At 64.7% G+C, this 22454-nt stretch carries 22 protein-coding genes; 11 read left to right on the top strand and 11 right to left on the bottom strand.

Annotated elements, in window-relative coordinates; translation table 11 throughout:
• Position 1 precedes the first annotated feature (1 nt).
• The 6 genes from NKI21_RS10040 to NKI21_RS10015 all read right to left on the bottom strand — a co-directional run bounded on the left by NKI21_RS10040 (position 2) and on the right by NKI21_RS10015 (position 7176).
• Positions 2-706: an ATP-binding cassette domain-containing protein gene (locus NKI21_RS10040; protein WP_023808837.1), complete on the bottom strand. Its 705-nt coding sequence runs from the start codon at positions 704-706 to the stop codon at positions 2-4.
• Complete coding sequence (locus NKI21_RS10035; protein WP_023808836.1) at positions 703-1689, bottom strand: branched-chain amino acid ABC transporter permease; 987 nt, start codon at positions 1687-1689, stop codon at positions 703-705. The genes NKI21_RS10040 and NKI21_RS10035 overlap by 4 nt, the downstream gene beginning before the upstream one ends.
• Positions 1686-2543 carry an urea ABC transporter permease subunit UrtB gene (gene urtB, locus NKI21_RS10030; protein ID WP_031212284.1) on the bottom strand — a complete coding sequence of 286 codons (858 nt, stop codon included), beginning with the start codon at positions 2541-2543 and terminating at the stop codon, positions 1686-1688. The genes NKI21_RS10035 and urtB overlap by 4 nt, the downstream gene beginning before the upstream one ends.
• Before the next feature lie 4 nt (positions 2544-2547).
• Entirely contained in the window at positions 2548-3669 is a 1122-nt protein-coding gene (locus NKI21_RS10025) for a histone deacetylase-like amidohydrolase (protein ID WP_023808834.1), read from the bottom strand.
• Between the two features lie 82 nt (positions 3670-3751).
• Positions 3752-6478 carry a winged helix-turn-helix domain-containing protein gene (locus NKI21_RS10020; RefSeq protein ID WP_352628492.1) on the bottom strand — a complete coding sequence of 909 codons (2727 nt, stop codon included), beginning with the start codon at positions 6476-6478 and terminating at the stop codon, positions 3752-3754.
• Positions 6475-7176 (bottom strand): GNAT family N-acetyltransferase, encoded by a 702-nt coding sequence (locus tag NKI21_RS10015; protein ID WP_245273050.1) that lies wholly within the window; start codon positions 7174-7176, stop codon positions 6475-6477. The genes NKI21_RS10020 and NKI21_RS10015 overlap by 4 nt, the downstream gene beginning before the upstream one ends.
• Before the next feature lie 168 nt (positions 7177-7344).
• On the opposite strand from NKI21_RS10015, the gene NKI21_RS10010 reads away from it, so the two are divergent.
• From NKI21_RS10010 to NKI21_RS09995, 4 genes are read left to right on the top strand one after another with little or no spacing between them, the layout of a single operon-like run.
• On the top strand, positions 7345-8640 hold the full coding sequence (locus tag NKI21_RS10010) for an ArgE/DapE family deacylase (RefSeq protein ID WP_164892806.1): 1296 nt from the start codon (positions 7345-7347) through the stop codon (positions 8638-8640).
• Positions 8637-9695: a phosphotransferase gene (locus tag NKI21_RS10005; protein ID WP_023808830.1), complete on the top strand. Its 1059-nt coding sequence runs from the start codon at positions 8637-8639 to the stop codon at positions 9693-9695. Before NKI21_RS10010 ends, NKI21_RS10005 begins: the two co-directional genes overlap by 4 nt.
• Positions 9696-11006, top strand: coding sequence for an aminotransferase class III-fold pyridoxal phosphate-dependent enzyme (locus NKI21_RS10000; protein ID WP_352440072.1), 1311 nt, complete (start codon positions 9696-9698; stop codon positions 11004-11006).
• Positions 11007-11019: 13 nt separating this feature from the next.
• A complete protein-coding gene (locus NKI21_RS09995) occupies positions 11020-11676 on the top strand; it encodes a GntR family transcriptional regulator (protein WP_023808828.1) in 657 nt (218 codons plus the stop codon).
• Positions 11677-11684: 8 nt separating this feature from the next.
• On the opposite strand, the gene NKI21_RS09990 is transcribed toward NKI21_RS09995, so the two are convergent.
• The 5 genes from NKI21_RS09990 to NKI21_RS09970 are packed head-to-tail and all read right to left on the bottom strand — an operon-like array spanning position 11685 to position 16414.
• The gene (locus tag NKI21_RS09990; RefSeq protein WP_023808827.1) at positions 11685-12989 is read right to left on the bottom strand and encodes an NAD(P)/FAD-dependent oxidoreductase; all 1305 of its coding nucleotides are present in this window, start codon (positions 12987-12989) and stop codon (positions 11685-11687) included.
• Entirely contained in the window at positions 12986-13969 is a 984-nt protein-coding gene (locus NKI21_RS09985) for a branched-chain amino acid ABC transporter permease (protein ID WP_023808826.1), read from the bottom strand. The genes NKI21_RS09990 and NKI21_RS09985 overlap by 4 nt, the downstream gene beginning before the upstream one ends.
• On the bottom strand, positions 13966-14874 hold the full coding sequence (locus tag NKI21_RS09980) for a branched-chain amino acid ABC transporter permease (RefSeq protein ID WP_128302370.1): 909 nt from the start codon (positions 14872-14874) through the stop codon (positions 13966-13968). The genes NKI21_RS09985 and NKI21_RS09980 overlap by 4 nt, the downstream gene beginning before the upstream one ends.
• On the bottom strand, positions 14871-15620 hold the full coding sequence (locus tag NKI21_RS09975; protein WP_128302371.1) for a branched-chain amino acid ABC transporter ATP-binding protein: 750 nt from the start codon (positions 15618-15620) through the stop codon (positions 14871-14873). Before NKI21_RS09975 ends, NKI21_RS09980 begins: the two co-directional genes overlap by 4 nt.
• On the bottom strand, positions 15617-16414 hold the full coding sequence (locus tag NKI21_RS09970; RefSeq protein ID WP_128302372.1) for an ABC transporter ATP-binding protein: 798 nt from the start codon (positions 16412-16414) through the stop codon (positions 15617-15619). The genes NKI21_RS09975 and NKI21_RS09970 overlap by 4 nt, the downstream gene beginning before the upstream one ends.
• A gap of 127 nt (positions 16415-16541) precedes the next feature.
• Here NKI21_RS09970 and NKI21_RS09965 point away from each other — a divergent pair, with 127 nt between their 5' ends.
• The 7 genes from NKI21_RS09965 to NKI21_RS09935 all read left to right on the top strand — a co-directional run bounded on the left by NKI21_RS09965 (position 16542) and on the right by NKI21_RS09935 (position 22444).
• Positions 16542-17276 carry a GntR family transcriptional regulator gene (locus NKI21_RS09965; protein ID WP_127327034.1) on the top strand — a complete coding sequence of 245 codons (735 nt, stop codon included), beginning with the start codon at positions 16542-16544 and terminating at the stop codon, positions 17274-17276.
• The gene (locus tag NKI21_RS09960) at positions 17273-17755 is read left to right on the top strand and encodes a DUF3830 family protein (RefSeq protein WP_128302373.1); all 483 of its coding nucleotides are present in this window, start codon (positions 17273-17275) and stop codon (positions 17753-17755) included. The genes NKI21_RS09965 and NKI21_RS09960 overlap by 4 nt, the downstream gene beginning before the upstream one ends.
• Position 17756: 1 nt before the next feature.
• A complete protein-coding gene (locus NKI21_RS09955; RefSeq protein WP_128302374.1) occupies positions 17757-18110 on the top strand; it encodes a TIGR04076 family protein in 354 nt (117 codons plus the stop codon).
• Complete coding sequence (locus NKI21_RS09950; protein WP_128302375.1) at positions 18107-19162, top strand: aldo/keto reductase; 1056 nt, start codon at positions 18107-18109, stop codon at positions 19160-19162. The genes NKI21_RS09955 and NKI21_RS09950 overlap by 4 nt, the downstream gene beginning before the upstream one ends.
• Positions 19159-19587, top strand: coding sequence for a DUF4440 domain-containing protein (locus NKI21_RS09945; protein ID WP_023808818.1), 429 nt, complete (start codon positions 19159-19161; stop codon positions 19585-19587). The genes NKI21_RS09950 and NKI21_RS09945 overlap by 4 nt, the downstream gene beginning before the upstream one ends.
• A gap of 48 nt (positions 19588-19635) precedes the next feature.
• On the top strand, positions 19636-20895 hold the full coding sequence (locus tag NKI21_RS09940; protein WP_127327037.1) for an ABC transporter substrate-binding protein: 1260 nt from the start codon (positions 19636-19638) through the stop codon (positions 20893-20895).
• A gap of 145 nt (positions 20896-21040) precedes the next feature.
• Positions 21041-22444 carry an FAD-binding oxidoreductase gene (locus NKI21_RS09935; RefSeq protein ID WP_352440071.1) on the top strand — a complete coding sequence of 468 codons (1404 nt, stop codon included), beginning with the start codon at positions 21041-21043 and terminating at the stop codon, positions 22442-22444.
• Positions 22445-22454: the final 10 nt, after the last annotated feature.

The following is a 22454-nucleotide window of genomic DNA, read 5'->3' as shown; positions in this document are numbered from 1 at the left end:
ATCAGCGCCTCCCCAGATAGACATCGCGGACCATCTCGTCGGTCTCGATGTCATGGAAAGGACCGCTGCGCAGCCGGCGTCCCTGATGCAGCACCAACGTCTCGCAGTTCAGCGCCCGCACGAAGCGGATGTCGTGCTCGACGGCAACGATCGAGAATTCACCTTTGAGTCGCAGCAGCATCTGCGCCGTCGCCAGCGTCTCCTGCGGCGTCATGCCGGCAGTGGGTTCATCGAGCAACAGCAGGCGCGGCTCTATCGCCAACGCCATGCCGATCTCCAGCCATTGCTTCTGGCCATGCGCGAGTTCGCCGGCCAACGTGGCGGCGCGGTTGGTCAGCGCGACCAGCTCCAAGAGTTCGCCAACCGGGCGCGCAGGCGAAGGCGCCCCCCAGCGCGCGACCTTGAGATTATCCTCCACCGAGAGGCTCGGGAAGACAGAGGGGATCTGGAACTTGCGGGCAATGCCGAGCCGGGCGATGCGATGCAGCGGCAAGCCGGCTATGTCGTGGCCGAGGAAGCGCACGCTGCCGCTGGTCGGACGCAGCGTGCCGGTCAGCACGTTGAGGAAGGTGCTCTTGCCAGCGCCGTTCGGCCCGATGATGCAGCAGAGTTCCTTGTCGCGCACCGTGAGGTTCAGAGCCTCCAGCGCCTGCAGCCCGCCAAAGCGGATACCGACGTTCTCGGCCTGCAGCAGGATGTCGCTCATTGCGCGCGCCTCCCGCCCTTGAACAGGCCTTTCAGCCGCGCGTAGATCGACAGGATGCCATCCGGCAGGACGAAGACGATGATGACGAAGACACAGCCGAGCAGAAGGGGCCACAGGCTCGGGTTGAAGCTGCTGATCGTCTGCTGCGCGCGCTGAATGAAGATGGCGCCCAGTACTGGCCCAAGCAGCGTGCCGCGCCCGCCGACCGCCACCCAGACGATCACCTCCGTCGACAGGAGCAGTCCGGACAGGTCGGGCGCCACCAGTCCTGCCATGCAGACATAGAGCGCGCCGGCAAGTCCGGCGATCGCCGCCGACAAGACGAAAGTAACGAGCAGCCGCAACGGCGCATTGTGGCCGAGCGCGGCCGCCCGGACTTCATTGTCCTGGATTGCGGTCAGCACCGTGCCCCAGCGGCCGCGGCTGATCGACCACAGCGCCAGCACCGTCACGGCGACGATAGCCGAGACGAAGATATAGGAGGGCAGATCCTGGCTCAGATCGACATGCAGGCCGCCAAGATCGAACTCGATCGGCGGAATGCCGATCAGGCCGCTGTCGCCGCCGGTGACCGAACTCCAGGAAACCGCGGCCTGCTGGCAGATGACGCCCATGGCCAGCGTGACGATGGTGAAATAGCTGCCACGAATGCCGCCGAAGAACAGGAAGTAGCCGATGATGGCGGCGACGAAGGCCGCACCCGCCACCGCACCGATGATGCCAAGCAGGCTTCCGAAGGGGATGGCATCATTGAGCGTAACCAGCGCCATGATGTAGCCGCCGATGCCGAAGAAGGCGGCGTGGCCGAAACACAGGATTCCGGTGCGGCCCCAGAAGAAGTCGAGGCTCGCTGCGAACAGGCCGAAGATCAGCGCGTCGCGGATCACCGTCAACTGATAGCCGCCGGCAAAGAACGGATAGATGATCGCGAGCGCCACGCAGACGGCAAAGATCATCAGCCAGTTGCGGTCGCGGGCGATCATCGCGACGCTCCGTTGAACAGGCCGTTGGGCCGCAGACGGACAGCGACGATGGCAGCCAGCAGCACGATCGCCTGCGCCAGCGACGGCGAAATCTGATAATTGAGGATGCTGGTCAGTCCGCCGACGAAGACGCTGCCGGCGACAAGGCCGCCGATCGAGCCGACACCACCGACGATGACGACGAAGAAGGCGTTGGCGAGATAGTTCACCCCCATCTGCGGCAGCACGATTGCCAGCGGTGCGACCAGTCCGCCGGCAAGGCCGGCGATTGCCGCGCCGAAGGTGAAGGCGATGGCGTAGGTGCGCCGGGTATTGATGCCGACGCCTTCGGCCATCTCGCGGTTCTGGATGACGGTGCGGATGTCGAGACCGAAGGGCGTCCGGCTGATCAACAGGATGACGCCGAGCAAGGTCAGCATGGCAATGCCGATCAGGATCAGCCGGTAGGCCGGATAGACGGTAAAGAAAAGATCGAGCGTGCCCTCGATCGGCGGCGTCACCGGCTTGGCGCCGAGCCCGAAGATCAGTTCCAGCCCTTGCTGCAGGATCAGGCTGACGCCCCAGGTGGCAAGCACGGTCGAGACCGGCCTGGAATAGAGATGGCGGATGATGGCGAACTCGAGGATACAGCCGACCACCGCGCCGGCAACGGGCGCCGCCGCCAGGCCCAGCCAGAACGAGCCGCCCACGCTCTGGACGAAATAAACCGCGAAAGCGCCGACGGTGACGAACTCGCCATGCGCCAAATTGGTCACGTTCATCAGCCCGAAGCTGATCGCCAGCCCGAGCCCGACCAGCATCAGGATACTGATCAGCGTCAGCGCATTGAGCAGCGTGGTGATGAGAAAATCCATCGCGTCAGGCCGCACTGGCGAGACGTTGGCGCAGGCCGGCGAGCAGGCCTTCGGCGGCATCGATCGCCGCGGCCTGATGCGACTGCAGATCCTGCCCCGCCCATTCGTCGATATGCTCCGACAACGGGTCGACCACTTCGGTGCGATGGTTGGCCAGAGTCTCGATGACGGCATGGCCGCAGAACGGCACATAGCCCTCGGAGTAGCCGCCCTCATGGGTCATCATCAGGCGCCCTTGCGAAGTTTCGGCGGCCAGCGCCACCATGCGCGCGGCGAGCCGCCTGAAGCATTCGCTGTTGAGCATCATGCGGCCGAGCGGATCAAAGCCGGACGCATCGAAGCCGGACGCGACGATGACGAGGTCCGGTCTGTAGGCACGCAGCGCCGGCGCGACGACACGGTCGAAAGTCGCTTCATAGGCGCCGGTGCCGCTGCCCGCCGGCAGCGGTATGTTTATGTTGTAGCCTTCGCCGGCATCTTTGCCGTTGTCGGCCAGCGCACCGCGCCCGGTCGGGTAGAGATTGTCCTGATGCAAGGAAATGGTCAGCACCGACGGGTCGGAATAGAACACCGTCTCGGTGCCGTTGCCGTGGTGCACATCCCAGTCGACCACTGCGGCGCGGCCAAGCAGGCCTTCATGCTGCAGCCGGCGGACAGCGACGCCGATGTTGGAGAACAGGCAGTTGCCCATCGCCTGATCAGGCTCGGCATGGTGCCCCGGCGGCCGCGCCAGCGCATAGGCATTGTCGACGCGTCCGGTCAGCACGGCGCGCATCGCGGCATAGGTGGTGCCGGCAGACAGCAGCGCGATGTCGAAGCTGTTGAGGCCGATTGGCGCCTGCGGCCCGGCGAAACCGGAGCCGCGCTCGCTGAGCATCCTGATGTCGTCAACGTGACGTTGCGTGTGGACGCGCAACAGGTCCTCGACCGAGACCGGCTCGGGGATAATCGGGACGAGATGGCGCGACAGGCCGCTGACCTGGATGAGGTTGTTCAGCCGCCGCTTCGAGCCAGGGGATTCCAGATGGCGGCCGGGTTCCACGAAACGGCCGGGAGGCATCATGTCGGCGCTGGAGCCGGTGTCATGCCACATCAGCTGTTCGTGAAAAACGTAGCCTGTCGCCATTCGCAGCGTCCTCTAAAAACCAGGTGACGCTAGCAGGCTAACGATCATGTGGCCCGACCCGAAAGAGGGGCTGCGCCTGTATCTATGCCCCTCCTTTCGGAGGGGTATAGGCGCCTGCTGACCCTTGCGCGGCGCGCACCGCCTGCACCCGGTTGGATACCGCAAGCTTGCCGAAAATGTTCTTCAGGTGCCATTTCACCGTGGTTTCGCTCACCGACAGCGCCAAGGCGATATCGCGATTGGACATGCCCTCAGTGAGATAGCGCAGCAGTTCGGCCTCGCGCTGGGTGAGCTGTTCCTTCTCAGCGGCTGGTGCGGCCAGCTTGCGCGCCGCCACGGGCATCGCCTGCGCTGCATCGATGATGCGCGTGGCATAGGCTGACAGCGCGGGGTCGGTCTTCGCCTGGGCAGCACGCAGCCGCATCAACCCTTCGACGACAGACCTTCCCTCGTCGACGAAGGAACGGATGAAGCCGGAAGGTTGGGCGAGACGCAACGCATCGAGGAGATTGCGGTCTGCCTCGCGTTGGTCGTGGGCAGCGCTGGCCGCTTTGGCTCGCAGGATCAGCGCCAATATATGGCGACGCATGCGCCCGCTGGTTCTCGTGCGCTCCAGAAGCGCGTCGAAAACCCCCGCTGCATTGGCATAGGATTTTTCCGCCGTCAGCAAACGGCCCTCGGCAAAGAACTCGAACTCGTTTGCGGTGGTGATGACCGTCGAAGTCTCGGTCTCTTCGCCGCGATGCTCGGCCAGCAGCGCGCGCGCCTCGGCATTGCGGTTCTGGTCGAGCAGCACACGTACGCGGTCATGCATGATCATCGATGCCAGGCGGCGATACACCGTGCCGCGCACGCGTTGATAGACGCGCTCCAGCATGTCCAGTGCGGCTTCGGTGCGACCGGTCAGCTGCAGCACACGGGCATAGGTCGGCACGCTGGCAAGGGGATAGACGATGACCGCCGCGCCCTCGATCTGCGGGCCGAGATTCTCGACCAGGGTCAGCGCTTCGCCCGACGCATTGGTCTCGTAGGCGAGCTCGGCTAGCAGCGTTCCGGCCAAGGCCTCGGCATAGGAATTAGCACCGATCCGCGCCCTGGCCTCGATGATGGCGTTGCGCAGCAGCCGCTCGGCGGCGGGCAAGCGGCCCGCCGAACGCTCGACAACGGCCATGTAGCAATTGGCAATGGTGACGCCGAGCAGGCTGCCGCTTCGCTCATGCGCCCGTCGCGCCGCATCGATCGCGGCGCGGGCACCTTCGAGGTCACCCAGCGCATAGAGGTTGTAGCCGATGACATTGGCGGTCGCGCCTTCCATGAACCAGGCATCGGGTGAGATGACGCGCAGGGCCGCAAGTGCTGTGTCGCGCGCCTGATCGAACTGCTCCAGCGTGCTGTGGACGGCAGCGGCGAGAACCACCAGTTCGGCCTCGATCGTTGTGCCGGTCATGGTGCCTGGGTCATTGCTGTCAGTCGGTCCGGTCTCGACCAGCTTGCGCGCATTGCTCAGCGTCTGCTGGGCAATCTCGGGTTGGCTGCTGTGCACCGCCAGCCAAAGCACCACCAGTTGCAGCCGGATGCGCTGGTCGATCAGTTTCCTAGGCAGCAGCGCGAGCAGCTGGCGCACGTAGAGAAGCTGGCACTGGGCGATGAGGTCGAGCGCGTTGTTTTCGACGAATACCGCCGCGCGTGCCTGGTCGCCGGCGGCCAGCGCGTACCCGATCGCCTCGGTCAGCATCTTGCGTTCGCCGAACCATTCGGCGGCCGCCAGATGCAGCGGCGCGATCATCTCCGGTTCGCGCCGTTCCATTTCGCGGCTGAGGAAATCGCGGAACAGATGATGGTAGCGGAACCAGCGTCGCTCTTCATCGAGCGGCACCAGGAACAGGTTGCGCGTCTCGATCTCGGTAATCGCCGCCTCGGCATCCGCCGCGCGCATCACCGCCCGGCAGGCTTCGGCGCTGAAGCGTTCGAAGATCGAACTGTAGAGCAGGAATTTTGCGATTGCCGGCGGCAGCTCCAGAAACACTTCGCCCATCAGGAAGTCGGCGACGTTGCGGTTGGCGCCGGTAAAATTGCCGATGAAGGTTTCGGGTGCGTGTGCGGCACTCAGCGAGAGCGAGGCGAGCTGCAGGCCGGCGGCCCATCCTTCGGTACGCGAGCACAAGGTCTCCACTGTGCCGCTGCTGACGCTCAGGCCCAGCTTCTCGTTGAAGAAAGCCTCGGCCTCGGACGAGGCGAAACGCAGATCGTCGGGGCCGATTTCGAAGATGTCGCCCAGCACCCTGAGCTTGCCGAGTTGCAGATCGGGCAGGCTGCGCGAGCCGATGACGAAGGCGACGTTTGCCGGCGCCTGCCGGGTCAGGCGCTCCATGAACCGCTTCACCGCCGTCGCCTCGACAGCGTGGTAGTCGTCGAAGAACAGCGTGATGTCAGCTTCGCGCGCTGCAAGGCCCGTGACCAGTGCCGCGAGCATGACATCGAGCTGGGGGATCGGGCTGGACTGGAAGGCAAGGTCGAGTTCCGCTGGGCTCTGGACGAGATGGCGGAGCGCGCCCACCAGATGCGACAGGAAGGCGCCCTCGTCATTGTCGGTTGCCTCGCAGGATAGCCATGCGGTCAGCCGACCGTGGCGCGCGACCTCCGTGGCCCATTGCGCCATTGTCGTCGATTTGCCGAAGCCGGCGGGCGCGGCGAACAGCACGATCCGCGTGTCGATGTGGCGCTCCAGCGTCGACAGGATGGTCTCGCGGCGCACCCATCGGCGATGGTGCGGCGACGCTTGGCTGACGGATTGCGGAGCTGTTCTCATCTAGGTCCGTGCAACCTGCCGCTTTTCCGCGAAAGCGCGGCTCCCTTGCCATTGCTCCACTCCGTTTCGATCAGCGGAATCTGCGGTGCGGCATCGCGCGGCAAGGTTCCCTTGATCCGGGGATCGTCGATGATCTCAAATCCGGTCGCGAAGGGGACGAACCCGCAGGCACTGTAGAACCCGATGACACTGTGATGATCGAAGCTGCTTGTATGCAGCCAGATGCGGCTCGGGTTGAGACGCCATGCGAGGTCCAGTGCCCCGGCCATCAGCCGTTTGCCGAAACCCCTGCCGGTCAGGGACGGGAACAGGCCAAAATAGGTGATCTCGATCTCGCTGCTGTCGGCGACGAAGAATTCGACCATACCGAGATGCGCGCCGGTCTCGTCATGGCCGTAGTAGAGATGCTGGCGCGGGTCGGCGAAATGCTCGGTGATTTCGGCATCGGACATTTCGGAAACACGGTCCCAAAGCCAGGGCGCGCCGATCTCTAGGAAAATCGCCCGGTAGGAAGCGCAGTCGGGGGGCGTGATCCGTGTCATGGCCAAGGGGTGCGCGAGATCGGGCTGCGGCGAGCGCGCCTCCATCCACGTCACCGCATTGGCAAGCTTGCCCGCCGGCAGGCGATGGTAGCCAATGGCGAGATCGGTGATTTCGGCCGGCATCGTGTCTTCGGTGATCAACGCATTCCTCGTCATGTCTTCCAGAGATAGCAGTATCGGCTTGCTGCATCCGATGCCAACTCCCCAGACCATGGCAGCATTGAACGGCAAGTCCTGGACTGAAAGTTTGGCGCGTATGCCTCTTGCATTTCACAGAAATGGCATATGAGATATGATACACCATTCAGATGAAAGTGAAACATAATGCCTGAGCGGATTGCGGACGAGGCCATTCTCAGCGCGGTCGATGGCGGCTTCGCGCGGCAGGTAGCGTTTCTGCAAGACCTCGTGCGTTTTCCTTCGCAGCGTGGTGAGGAACATGCCGCACAATCGTTCATGGCGGCTGCCTTTGAGGCTGACGGCTATGCCGTCGACATGTGGCGCGTCGATGTCGATGCGATTCGCGACCTGCCGGGTTTTTCACCCGTGGCAGTTTCTTATGACGACGCCTTCAATGTCGTTGCCACGCATACGCCGCGAAACGCGACCGGCCGCTCGCTGATCCTCAACGGCCATATCGATGTCGTGCCGACAGGGCCACTCGACCGCTGGGTGCGCGATCCCTACGATCCGGTGATCGAGGACGGCTGGATGCATGGCCGCGGCGCCGGCGACATGAAGGCCGGCCTGTCCGCCTGCCTCTATGCGCTGGCCGCATTGCGCAGCCTTGGCTATCAGCCGGCCGCGAACTTGTATCTCCAGTCGGTGGTCGAGGAAGAATGCACCGGCAATGGCGCGCTTGCCTGTCTGCAGCGCGGCTACCGCGCCGACGCCGCCTTCATTCCCGAACCGCTGGAGCCGAGGCTGATGCGGGCGCAGGTCGGGCCGATCTGGTTCCGGGTCGAGGTCGACGGCGATCCCCAGCATGCGTCGGGTGCATTTTCTGCCGGGGCCAATGCCATCGAAAAGGCATTTGTCATCATCCAGGCGCTGAAGCAGCTCGAAATCGTCTGGAACGCGCGCAAGGTCGACGACAAGCATTTCCATGATCACCCGCACCCGATCCGCTTCAATCTCGGCAAGATCGAAGGGGGCGAATGGACATCGAGCGTTCCGGCGCGCTGTGTCTTCGAGATGCGCGTCGCCACCTATCCCGGCCAGAGGCTCGAAGACGCCAGGGCCGAGCTTGAGGCCTGTATCGCCGAAGCGGCGCGTGCCGATCCGTTCCTGGCCAATCGCCCACCGATGATGACCTACAACGGCTTCATGGCCGAGGGCTATGTGCTGGAAGGCGCCGACGAGATGGAAGCGGTGCTGCGCCGCAGCCACACCGCCGTGTGGGGCGAGCCGCTGACGGAGCACGTCACCTCGGCGACCACTGATGCGCGCTTCTTCGGCCTCTATGCTGAAACGCCGGCGATCGTCTACGGCCCGATCTGCCGCATGCCGCACGGCTATGACGAGGCCGTCGATCTCGACTCGGTGCGCAAGGTCACCCAGACGATCGCGCTGTTCATCGCCGACTGGTGCGGCCTCGAACCTATCGAGGCCAAGCCATGAATGCAGCCGTCCCCGATGCTTTCGGCGAAACGCTCGCCGAGGACGCGCCCCATGTCTCGACGACCGACGCGCTTGCCATCGTGCGCCGGCACTACGGGCTGACCGGCACCGCGCGTCCATTGCCTGGCGAACGCGACCATAACTTCCACATCCAGACCGACGGCGAGGGCGAGTTCGTCCTCAAGGTTTCCCATCCGGCGGAAGAGGCCGGCTTCACCGACTTCCAGAACAAGGCGCTCGACCACATCCTTGCAGTCGACCCCACCTTGCCGGTTCCCTCGGTGCGCAAAAGCCTTGAGGGCGAAGCGCAATTTACGGCCAGTGTTGGTGGATCGGCACCGCGCATCGTCCGGCTGGTGACTTATCTGCCCGGTCAGCTGCTGTCGCGCTCGCCGACTTCCGATGCGCAGGATCGCAATCTCGGGATCTTCCTCGCCCGCCTTGGCCGGGCGCTGCGCGGTTTCTTCCACCCGGCCGCCGGCAGCGACCTGCTCTGGGATATCCGCAAGGTCGCCAAGATACGACCGATGACGGTGCACATCACTGATCCGGGCCGGAGGGCGATGGTCGAGCGCGCGATCGACTCCTTCGAGCAGCATGCGGCGCCAATCATTCCGACCCTGCGCGCCCAGATCGTCCACAACGACATGAACTCCTACAATGTGGTGATGGACGCGTCGCGGCCGGAGGTCGTCAGCGGCATCCTCGATTTCGGCGACATGATCCATTCGCCGCTGATCTGCGACCTCGCCATCGGCGCCGTCTATCGCTGGCCGGCGCAAGGCCATCCGTTGGCGCCGGCCGCGCGCTTCGTCGCCGGCTATCAATCGGTTCAGCTGCTGGAGGAGGAAGAGATCGGCATTCTCTTCGATCTGATCCGTGCCCGGCTTGCGCTCATCGTCAACATCGCCAGTTGGCAGGCCGAGCGCTTCCCGGCCAAGCGCGACTATGTGCTGCGCCTCGCCACCGAGGTCTGGGCCTCGCTCGAAAAGCTGGATGGTCTGTCATCCACCGATGCCCGCCGCTATTTTCTCGACCATTCCAATCCGGAGTAAATGCTCGTGTCCCAGTCCTCGCCATATCCTTCAAATGCCGACGCGGCTGCATCGGAGCGCGCGCTGCTTGAACGCCGCGCCAGGCTGCTTGGGCCGACCTATCGCGCCTTCTACCGCAACCCTATTCATCTGGTGCGCGGCAGCGGTGTGTGGCTCTACGATGCCCAGGGCCGTAAATTCCTCGACGCCTATAACAACGTCGCCTCGGTCGGCCACTGCCACCCGCGCGTTGTCGAGGCGCTGTCCGGACAGGCCGCCACGCTCAACACCCACACGCGCTATCTCAGCGAGATCATCCTCGATTACGCGGAAAAACTGCTCGGCACCGTTCCGGCCCATCTTAGCCACGCCATGTTCACCTGCACCGGAAGCGAGGCCAACGACCTCGCCATCCGCATCGCCCAGCATTCCAGCGGCGGCACCGGCGTGATCATCACCGACTTCGCTTATCACGGCGCCACCATCGCGACGGCGCAACTGTCGCCGGCGGCGGTCGGAGCAAAGGGCGTGCGCGCGCAGCACCGCACCGTGTCGGCGCCGGACACGTTCCGCGACCATGGCCGGGCCGCGAATGTTTTCGCAAAAAATGTCGCCGCCGCCATCGAGGACATGCGCGTAAAAGATATCAAGCCGGCCGCACTCCTTCTCGACTCGGCCTTTTCCAGCGACGGCATCTTCTTTCCCGATGCGGCGGTGATGCGCGAGGCGGTGGATCACGTCAGAAAGGCCGGCGGCATCGTCATCGCCGATGAGGTCCAGTCCGGCTTCGGCCGGCTTGGCCAAGGCATGTGGGGTTTCGCCAATTATGGCATCGAGCCCGACATCGTCACGATGGGCAAGCCGATCGGCGATGGACACCCGATGGGCGCCGTGCTCGTGCGGCCGCAGCTAGTCGCTTCGTTCGGCTCGAACACCGGTTATTTCAACACTTTCGGCGGCAATCCGGTTGCTGCCGCCGTCGGTCTCGCCGTGCTGGCGGTGATCGAGGGCGAGGGGCTGATCGAGAATGCGCGCAATGTCGGCGCGTATACGAGTGAACTGCTGCGCACCCTGCAGAGCCGGCATGGCGCGGTCGCCGATATCAGGCATAACGGCCTCTATTTCGGTGTCGAGCTGACGGCGGACGGTGACGAGGCGCTGGCCGCCACCAAGACATCGGCGGTCGTCGAAGCCATGCGCGAGGACGGCGTGCTGATCTCGTCCTGCGGTCCGCGCGGCAATGTGCTGAAGATGAGGCCGCCACTGCCGTTTGCCAGGGACAATGCCGAGCAACTGGCCGAGACGCTCGATCGCGCGCTGTCGAACTGGTGATCGGGCCGAACGCATGCTGAAGCTCGAACATCAAACCCTGAATGACCGCGCCTATGGCGCGCTCAAGCAGGAGTTGATTTCAGGCGGCTTCAGCCCGGGGCAGACGCTGGTCATCCGCAAGCTCGCCGAAACGTTCGGCATCTCGACGACGCCAATCCGCGAGGCGCTGCAGCGGCTTGTCGCCGAGCGACTGCTCGAGATGCAGAACAACCGCTCGGTCATCGTGCCGTTGCTGTCCGCGCCCGCCTTCGAGGAACTGACGCGCATCCGTATCGCCGTCGAGGGACTGGCGGGCGAGATGGCGGCGACCAGGATGAGCGAAAGCGGACTGGCTGACATACAGGCGACGCTCGCCGGCATGCAGCGTGCCATCGAGGCCGGCGACGCCAGGGCCTATCTCTCGTTGAACGAGGCGTTCCACTTCGCCATCTACCAGCATGCCGGCGCGCCGATCCTGCTCAACATGATCCGCGACCTCTGGGGGCGGGTTGGGCCTTATCTCAAGCTGCTGATGCAGGCCGATCGCTACATCCCGCAGTCCAACGACGCGCATCGCAAGATCGTCGCCGCGCTGGAGCGGCGCAGCGGTCCCACTGTGCGGACTTTCATAGAAGAGGACATCGCCGTGGCGGCCGCCGTATTATCTGCAAACCTTGACGCTGCCAGGTAGCCGTCGGCCTAGCTCGTCCCGTCCAGCCGGTCGCGCAGCATGCTCCAGCCGAGCAGCATGTTGGGCGCATGCCGCAGCAAGGCATGGAACGGGATAGGCGCCGGTGGCGCGAAGGGCAGCGGCAGGTCGCGGGCCTCGGCTCCAGCGGCCCAGTCGGCCAGCACCTTGCCCATCGCTGTGGTCATGGCGATGCCGCGGCCGTTGCAGGCGCGTCCGGCGATCAGGCCCGGACCGAGGTCGATCAGGTGCGGCAGGAAATCCGGTTCGACCGCCGCCATTCCCGACCAGCTGTAGGCAAGCGGCGGGAGATCGGGCAGACCGAGATGCCGGCCAAGCCTTCGCCAGATCGTCTGCGGTACGCGCGTATCCGCACCGGCGCCAAGGATATGCATGCCGCCGCTGATCAGCCGGTTTTCGGCGTCGAAGCGGAATGTGAACAGATTGCGCCTGGTGTCGCCGACACCTTGCCCACCGGGTAACAGGCGCGCGCGGATTTCGGGCGGCAGCGGCGCCGTGGCGATTTGGAAAACCTTGAGCGGGAAATAGGTTCGCTGCAATGACGGGTTGAGGGACCAGCCATAGGCGTTGGTGGCGATCAGCACCTTTGCGGCGCGTACCGATCCCACCGGCGTTTTCAGCACCCAGCCATCGGCTATGCGATCAACCGAGGTGACGCGCGTCTGCTCGAAGATCTTCGCGCCGGCCTTCTCCGCCGCATCGGCGAGCCCGCGCGCATAGGCGACCGGATTGAGCACGCCGCCGCAACGATCCATCCAGCCACCGACATAACCTGGCACTCCCGTCAGGGCTTCGACATCCTGCCGATCCAATGTGACAGCCGGCCGGCCACGCTGTGCCCATTGCCCGGCACGTGACTTGACCTTCTCGAAGGCGGCAGGCGAATGCGCTGGCTGGATCCATCCGTTCTGCACGGCGTCGCAGTCGATGCCGTGCTGCCGGATCAGGCGGAAGACCAGGTCGGCGCTGCCGGCGGCAAAATCGATCAGCCTTTCGCCGCGCGACGGTCCGAGATGGGCCAGTATGTCGGCCGGGTCCATCTTGGCGAAGTTCGGCACGACAAATCCCGCATTCCTGCCGGTCGCGCCCCAGGCGATGAATTCGGCTTCGAGAACGGCGACGGAAAGGCCTTTCCCGGCGGCGTGCAGCGCGGTTGAAAGGCCGGAAAAGCCGCCGCCGACAATGGCCAGGTCGACATTGAGCCCACCTTGCAGCGCCGGCCGCTCGCGGCGGCTACCGCTGACGGCATGCCAGAGCGAAGCGCCTTGTGCCTCCTGCCGGATCACGGCATTCATGAGCCGGAACTGCTCTCGCCCGCAGCGATCTTCGCCCGCTTGCTGAAGCGGCGCCGCCGCGGCCTGTCGCCGAACAGGCCGTTCGGCCGGATCAGCAGGATGACGCAGAGCATGACGCCGATGGCGGCGATCTGCAGCGCGGCGGCGCGAGCCTGCTGTTCCGGCGGGAACAGGATGCTGGTCAGCGTGCCCGATCCGGCCCATATCGCCCACACCAGGATGCTGCCGATGACGGCGCCAAGATTACTGCCCGAGCCGCCGACGATCAGCATCACCCAGACCTGGAAGGTCAGGATCGGCAAATAATTGTCCGGCGCGATGAAGCCGGTGAAGTGCGCCTGCAGCGCGCCGGCCAGCGCCATGATGGCGCCGCCGACGGCAAAGGCCTGGACGCGGTAGAAACGCGCGCTCTTGCCAAGCGAGATCGCCGCCCGCTCATCCTCGCGCAACGCCTTCAAAACCCGCCCCCATGGGCTGCGCGACAGGTGCTCCAAAGCGAGATAGGCGATCAGCGTCACCACCGATACGACCGCGAGGTTGGACAGGTTGAACAGCAGCGGCGTCTCGGCAAGGCTGCCGAAGGGGCGCGGGATGAAACCGATGCCGAACGGGCCGCCGGTCAGCTTCTGCGCGTTGAGCGCGACCAGTTGCACCACCACGGCGACGCCGAAGGTGGTGATCGCAAGATAGTCGGATCTCAGCCGCAGCGTCGCCATGCCGGTAAGCGCCGCGGCGATGCCGCCGACAACCATGGCGCCGAGCCAGCCGACAAGGATCGGCAGGCCGAAGCCGCCCAGCCGCGCGGCATCGTCCGGTGTGGTCAGCAGCGCCGATGTATAGGCGCCGATGGCGACGAAGCCGGCGAGGCCGACATTGAACAGGCCGGTCAGCCCCCATTGCAGATTGAGCCCCAGCGTGACCAGCGAAAAGATCAGCGCGGTGGTCAGGAAGAAGGCGCCGTAGCCGAGCAGGTCCATCAGCGTTCCCTCACACCAAACAGGCCGATAGGCCGCACGAACAGCACCGCCATCAGGATGATGAAGGAGACGGCGGCGCGCCACTCGGCTCCGATCAGCTGTACTGCACCGGCTTCGGCGAACCCGATGATCAAGCCACCGAGCACCGCGCCAGGAATGCTGCCGATGCCGCCGAGAATGGCGGCAGCGAACATCGGCAGCAGCATGTCGAAACCCATGAACGGGCGGATCTGCACCAGAATGCCGATCATCACGCCGGCCACGCAGGCCAGCGCCCCGCCGATGACCCAGGTGACGCGCACCACGCTGGCGACATCGATGCCGACGATGCGGGCCAGTGCCGCGTTCTGGCTCAGGGCCTGCATCGAGCGGCCGGTTTGCGTGCGCGTCATCAACAGATGCACGCCGAGCACCAGCACCGCGGTCAGTAGCAGCAGGGCGATCTGGTCGGGCGTGATGCGGATGCCGAAGCCGACCGGCATGGCGATCTGGATTGCCCGGCTGAAATAGGTCGGCCGCGAGGTGAAAGTGAATTCGAGCAAGCTTCTCAGCGCCATCGAGGCGCCGAAGCTCGCCATCACCACGATGATCGCCTGGCCTTGCGAGCGAAGCCGCGAAAACAGCACCTTGTCGAGCAGCAGCGCCAAGAGCGCGGTGAAGGCCATGCCGATAGCGAGCGCAACAATGAGCGGCCAGCCGAAGGACAACGGTGCGATCGGCGCCACCTTGCCGACTGTCGCGCCGATGGCGCTGACGACGGCCAGCGTCGCATAGGTTCCCCAGGCCATGAAGTCGCCATGGGCAAAGTTCGAGAAGCGCAGGATCGAATAGGTGAGCGTCACGCCGATGGCGCCGAGGCCGATCATCGAACCCGTCAGCAATCCGTCGACGACAAATTGCAGGCTCATGCCGCACCTCCCGTGTCGGCCTTACGGGGGCGCTGGCCAAGATAGAGTTCGGCGACCACCGGATCGTTCCATAGTTCGGAGGCGATGCCCTCGTGCCGGTCCTTGCCTTCGACCAGCACATAGGCGCGGTCGCCGATGGCGAGTGCCGCCTTGGCATTCTGCTCGACCAAAAGGATGGTGACGCCGGACTTGCGGATGCCGGCCAGCATCTCGAACACCATCGAGACGAATTTCGGCGACAGGCCGGCCGACGGCTCGTCCAGAACCAGCACTTTGGGGTGGACGATCAGCGCGCGCGCGACGGCCAGCATCTGCCGCTGCCCGCCCGACAAATTGCCGGCGGCGGTGCGACGCTGGCGCACGAGATCGGGGAAGGCCGAATACATCTCCTCGATGCGGCCAGGGATCTCGCGCCGTTCGAGGATGCCGCAGGCGACTTTGAGATTGTCCTCGACCGACATCAGCGGAAAGATGTTTTCGGTCTGCGGCACGAAGGCAAGCCCGAGCCGAACCATGGTGTGGGCAGGCGCGGCCGTGATGTCCTTGCCGTCCAGAAACACCGTGCCGCCGGTGATCGGGACGAGGCCGGCGATTGCCTTGATGAAGCTCGACTTGCCGGCGCCGTTGGGGCCCAGCACGACGACGATCTCACCCTTGGCGACGATGATCGAGGCGCCGCGCACGATCGGCACGCCGGGCTCGTAGCCGGCCTCGAGGTCGCGGACATCGAGGACGATCTCGCTCATGCCGCGCCTCCGAGATAGGCCTCGATGACACGTGGGTCGCGGGCGACTTCCTCTGCCGTGCCTTCGCTGAGCAGCTGGCCGCTCGCCATGACGAGGACGCGATGGCAAAGCCGCGTCACCATGTCGATATTGTGCTCGATGAGCAGGAAGGTGATGCCGCGCGCGTTGATATCGCGGATGCGGTCTATGATGACTTCGAGCAGCGTCGCGTTGACTCCGGCGGCCGGTTCGTCGAGCAGGATGATCGCCGGGTCGGCCATCATGACGCGGGCGAGTTCGAGGAGCTTGCGCTGGCCGCCGGAAAGCACGCGCGCCGGCTCGTGTGCGAGGCGGGTGAGGGTGACCAGTTCCAGCAGTTCGAGCGCCTTTGTCCTGGCGGCTCTTTCCTGCGCGGCGACGCGCCATGGCGTGACGAAATTGGCGAGCAGCTTTTCGCCGGCCTGACGTTGTGCCGCCAGCATGATGTTTTCGATCAGCGTCAGATTGGGCAGCGGGCGCGGTATCTGGAAGGTGCGGCCGAGACCGCGTCCGATGCGCAGATGTGCGGCTTCGCCCGAGACTGGCGTACCGTTGAGAAGGATTTCACCGCTGGTCGGCAGGATGCTTCCGGCAAGCAGGTCGAACATCGTCGTCTTGCCGGCGCCGTTGGGGCCGATCAGGCCGAGGATTTCTCCCGCTTTGACTTCAAACGAGACATCGTTGACCGCGACAAGGCCGCCGAACCGCCTGACGACATTTCTTGCCGTCAGAACCGGCGCGCGGGTTTCCCCTTGCCGTTTGGTTGCCTCGCTCATCAAACCCTCTGGCCGAAGACGATCGTTGCCGCCTTCTGATTATTGATTTGTGATCACACTTGCTTTGATCACGCTATTCGGCTTTAATTTGATCCGCAAGCCGAAAACCGGCCAAGAACGGAATTCCATGCAAAAGGCTGCCATCGAAAAGAACAACGAGGCGATCGCGGCCCAACTTGCGCCGGTCGGCCGCGAAACGGTACAGGACCGCGTCTACTCCGAACTGCGCCGTGCCCTGATCGGCGGGCTGTTCGAACCAAGCCAGGTGCTGACCATCCGTGGCTTGGCCGATGCGCTGGTCACCTCGACTATGCCGGTGCGCGAGGCGCTGGGCCGGCTGATCACCGAAAAGGCGCTGGAGGCGTTGCCCAACCGTTCGGTGCGCGTGCCGCCGATCACGCTGGAACGCCTCGACGATCTCTTGCGGGCCCGCATCCTGATCGAGGGCGAGGCGATCGCGCTTGCCGCCGCCCGCATGGGTCCGCGCCAGATCGCCACCATAGAGACCATTCTCGGCGAATGGGACGAGATGCGGGCGCTGAAACACAAGAAGGACGTCGATCGCGAAGTGACGCTCAACCAGAGCTTTCACTTCGAGATCTACCGCTCCTGCGGTTCGGCCGTGCTGATCCCGATGATCGAGAGCCTGTGGCTGCAATCGGGCCCCTGCATCCGTGTCGCCATCTACGCCTTCTCGGAAGCCGGCGAGGTCGACACCGCCCAGTATCACCGCCGCATCGTCACGGCGCTGTCCACGCAGGATGCGCAGGCGGCGCGCGAGTCGCTGGTCGCCGACATCAGCCGCCCCTTCACCTTTCTGCGCAGCAAGCTGCAGGCTGCCGCCGCGAAAGACCAGACATGACCGCCATCAGGATCACCGAGCCGCGCTCGCAGCTTTCCGTCACGGCATTGTTGCTGCCCGAAAAGGCACCGGAAAACGCTGCCTTCCTCTTGGCCTATCTCGGCACGCCACGCGTTGTTCCGGGCATCCACGCGATGTGGACGGGGCCGGAGATTTCCTGTCCGGTTCCACCAGCCGACCTCGAGGGCCAGGCCTATGCAAAACCGCTGCCGGCCGAGAACGCAACGCTGAACCCGCAGCCGGGCGACATCGTGCTGTCCTATGTGCCGCCACGCATGTGGGGCGGCAATCCCAATGCGATCTTCGACATCGGCCTCTATTACGGCCAGGGTGCGCGGCTCCTGTTCCCGATCGGCTGGCTGGCCGGCAGCGTGGTGGCGCAGGTGCGTGCCGGGGAGCGCGATCAGTTCGCCGCCGCTTGCGGCGGCATCCGGCGCAACGGCGCCTGCGATGTCACCTTCAGTCTGGTGGAGGCTTGACATGGCCGACGACAGTTTCGAGCTGTTCGATCTTCGCGTCGAGGTGGTCATCCCGGAGGGCAAGCCGATCTATTGCGGCGCCAGGGCCGGTGACTATTTCGAGCTCAAGGGCGAGATGCTGTCGATGCCGGCAGGGCAGGGCTTTTCGATTTATTCGCTCGCCGCCGTCTTGCCGCTGCTGGCGGCCAAGCAGCGCCCGACCCACCCGAACGACTGGATGACATCGGACGCCGAGATCGCTTGTCCCGATCCCAATTGCGCCAGCCGCCTCCGGATTGTCAGGGTGGCCAAGCGACGGTTCAGCCACGCCGAGACCACAGCGGTGCCGCTGCCGAAGGAGGATGACCTGACATGACCGCCAAGACCTTCGAACTCGGCCCCGGCTACACCATCTCGCGCGTCATTCGCGGCGGCTGGCAGCTGGCCGGCGGCCACGGCGCCATCGACCGCAGCCAAGCGGTTGCCGATCTGATCGCCACCTTCGATGCCGGCATCTGGACCTATGATTGCGCCGACATCTACACCGGTGTCGAGGAGCTCATCGGCGCGGCGCGCCTGCGGCTGGCCAGCGAGCGCGGCCTCGACGTCGCCGCCCGGATGAAGGTGCACACCAAGCTGGTGCCCGACCTGGAACGGCTGGCCAGCATCAGCCGCGACTACATCAGGGGCATCGTCGACCAGTCATTGCGGCGGCTGAAGGCCGAGCGGCTCGATCTCGTCCAGTTCCACTGGTGGGACTATGCGCAGCCTCGCTATGTCGAGGCGATGGGCTGGCTCAACGAGCTTCGGCTGGAAGGCAAGGTGCGCAATCTCGGCACCACCAATTTCGATACGCCGCGGCTCACCGAAATCCTCGCCGCCGGCATCCCGCTTGTCAGTCAACAGCTGCAGTATTCCGTGCTCGACCAGCGGCCGGGCAACAGCCTGGCGGCACTCGCAAAACAGAACGGCGTCGGCTTCCTCTGTTACGGCTCGGTTGCCGGCGGCTTCCTCAGCGACAAATGGCTCGGTGCGGCCGAACCCGCCACGCCGCTCGAAAATCGCTCGCTGGTCAAATACAAGCTGATCATCGATGATTTCGGCGGCTGGGATCTGTTCCAGCACCTGCTTCAGGCACTGAAAGCCATTGGCGACCGCCACGGCGTCGACATTGCCACCATCGCCAGCGCCTGGGTGCTGGAACAGCCGCAAGTGGCGGCTGTCATCGTCGGTGCCCGCAACCAGGCGCACGCCATTGCCAATGCGAAAATCATGGACGTGGCGCTTGACGCCGAGGACCGGGCGCGGATTGCGGCCGTCATCGCGCAAGGCACGGGCCTGGAGGGCGACGTCTACACGCTGGAGCGCGACCGCCACGGACGCCACGGTTCGATCATGCACTACAACCTCAATGCGGGGAAGAAATGAGCGGCGAACCCTCCCTGTTTTCACGCGCCAGCGCCGAAATCATCGACCTGCACCGCTTCTTCGTCGACTGGTTCGTCGCCGCGCGCGCCAACACGGTGGACTTCGGCCGCTTCGAACGCGCCATGGGTAAAGACCTCAGCATGGTGGCGCCGGACGGGCAGGTCCTCGATCGCGAAGCGGTCGTCGACCATGTCCGCTCAAGCCGCGCCTCTTGCGACGACGGTTTTGCCATTTCGATCGAGGACATCCGGCCCGGCTGGCAGGACGCCGATACCATCGTCGTCCTTTATGTCGAAGCGCAGCTGCGCGCAGGCAAGCACAGCCGCCGCCAGTCGAGCGCCGTCTTCACCACCAGTTCATCGGCGCCCAACGGCGTCGAATGGCGACATCTGCATGAGACCTGGCTGCAGGTGCCGGAACGCTGAACAGGCTCCAGAATTCAAATACAGTCGAGTAACGAAAGGGGAACAACAATGACAAAGACGATACTCCAACTCACCACCGCGCTCGCCCTCGTCACGATGGCGGGTGCCGCGCAGGCAGCCGATTGCAAGATCACCGTCGGCCTCGTCATGGAACTGACCGGCCCGGCCGGCGAATACGGTCAGGCCGGGGCCAAGTCGGTCGAGATGGCCTTCCGCGACATCAACGGAGCCGGCGGTGTGCGCGGCTGCGATCTCGTCACCGATACGCGCGACAGCCAGAGCCAGGGCAACATAGCGGTCGACGCAGCCACCCAGCTGGTTCAGGTCAAGAAGGTGCCGGTCATCATCGGCGGCATCATCTCGTCTGTGTCGATCCCGATCCTGACCTCCGTCACCGCGCCAGCCAAGATCGTCCAGGTCTCGCCGGCTTCGTCCTCGCCGACGCTGACCGCGCTCGGCCGCGACGGCAAGACCAACGGCATCTTCTTCCGCACCATCACCTCGGATGCGCTGCAGGGCGTCGCCGCCGCCAAATACGCCGTCGACAAGGGTTTCAAGAAACTGTCGATCATCCACGTCAACAACGATTTCGGCGTCAACATGGTGGCCGAATTCTCGCGTGCCTATAAAGCGCTCGGCGGCACCATCGTCTCCGACACGCCCTATAACGAGAAGCAGTCGAGCTATGCCTCCGAAGTCACGGCGGCGATGGCCGGCGAACCGGACGGGCTCTATCTCGTCAGCACGCCGGTCGACGGTGCAACGGTCGCCCGTACCTGGATCTCGCAGGGCGGCGTGCAGAAATTCCTCCTCAATGACGGCATGAACAGCCCTGATTTCATCGAGTCCGTCGGCGCCGACTATCTGAAGGAAGCCTACGGCACCTCGTCCGGCACCAGCCCGACCGCTTCGACAGAGTACTTCACCAAGAACTACAAGGAATTCTCCGGCATCGAACCGACCAATCCGGCAGCCGACCGTTCCTATGACGCCGGCGCGATTGTTGGCCTCGCCATCGCCATTGCCGGTTCGGAGGATCCGGCCAAGATCAAGGACGCGATGTACAAGGCGGTCGATCCGGCCGGCACGCCGATCTTTGCCGGCAAGGAAGAGTTCGCCAAGGCGCTTGGCCTGATCAAGGACGGCAAGCCGATCCGCTATGAAGGCGTCATCGGCCCTGTCGCCTTCGACAAATATGGCGACATCACCGGCCCGTTCCGGCTGTGGAAGATCGTCGATGGCAAGGTGGCGACCGACGGTGAAATGACCACCGACGACGTCAACGCCCTGCAAGCGAAACTTCAGTAAGACTACCTATTCTCCGGTATCGATCACGATCCCATCGTGGTCGATACCGGACGATTGTCCTGTTTTGCATTACCACGGGCACGGACGACGTCGCTTTGCGTGGACGAGCGTTTGACCGGCAGGCGATCATGGATAGGATCGGCCGATGTCGCCTGAAATCCAACAGCTCCTCTCTGCGCTCGGCGACCGGCTGGGCGCGGGCGGCGTGCTCGCCGGTCCGGAGGTGGATCAGCGCTATCGTGACGATCCCGACGGCAAGCTGGGGGCGCTTCCCGAAGCGGTGCTGCGCCCGCGCGACACACAAGGTGTCGCGGCAGCGCTGGCGGTTTGCAACGATCTCAGCCAGCCGGTTGTCGTCCAGGGAGGACGCACCAGCCTGGCAGGCGCCGCCCGTGTGCAGCCGGGCGAGGTGGTGCTGTCGTTGGAGCGCATGACCGACCTCGCCGTTCCGGATCGCCAGGCTGCTAGCATCGTCGCCGAAGCGGGCGCGACGCTGCAGGCGGTGCAGGAGGCGGCCGACAGCGCCGGGCTGATGTTCGGCGTCGATATCGGCGCACGCGGCTCCGCGACGGTCGGCGGCAACATCGCCACCAATGCCGGCGGCATCCGCGTGCTGCGTTACGGCATGTACCGCGCTCAGGTTCTGGGACTGGAAGCCGTGCTTGCCGATGGCAGCGTGATGACCTCGCTCAAGGGCTTGCCCAAGGACAATTCCGGCTACGACCTCAGTCAGCTCTTTATCGGCACGGAAGGAACGCTCGGCGTGGTCACCCGCGCCGCGCTCAGGCTGCATCCCAAGCCGGCGTCCGAGGTGAACGCTTTCTGCGCGCTCTCTTCGCTCGATGCGGCAATCGCCCTGCTTGGGCTGCTGCGGCAAAAGCTCGGCCCGCTCCTGTCCGCCTATGAGGTCAACTTCGCACCGCTCTATGACCTCATGGTCGCCAGCATGGCTATGCCGGCGCCGCTGCCGGCAGGCTCGCCCGTCTATCTGCTGGCCGAGATCCAGGGCAGTCAGCCGGAACGCGACGGCGAGCGCTTCGCCGAGGTGTTGATGCAGTTGGTCGAAGACGGTGTCATCGACGATGTGGTGGTCTCGCAATCGCCGCGCGAGTTTCGCGCTCTGTGGGACGTGCGGGAGGACGCCAATCGCGTCCTGTTTTCGATCAAGGGTTTGATCGGCGTCGACATCAGCATCCCGTTGGCCCGCATGGGAGCGTTCCTGCAAGAGGCGGACGCAGCCATCCACGCCGTCGATCCCGGCGCCGACATCTATTTCTTCGGCCATCTCGGCGACGGCAATCTGCATTACCAGGTCCGCACGGTCGATGCGGCGGCGGCATATGACATCGTCTATCGCGGCGTGGCGGCGGCCGGCGGCGGCGTTTCGGCCGAACACGGCATCGGCCTCGACAAGAAGAAGTGGCTGCATCTGGTCCGCAGCGACGCCGAGATCGCCACGATGCGGCGGCTGAAGACAGCCCTTGACCCCAGAAACATCCTCAATCGGGGACGGGTCTTCGACCTCAACCCGACCGCCTTCTCCCGATGACGATTGCCCG

This window comes from Mesorhizobium sp. M0715 (genome assembly GCF_040320355.1).
GTDB lineage: Bacteria > Pseudomonadota > Alphaproteobacteria > Rhizobiales > Rhizobiaceae > Mesorhizobium.
The sequence above is the reverse complement of the archived record's forward strand: the minus strand, read 5'-3'. Positions and strand labels throughout refer to the sequence as shown.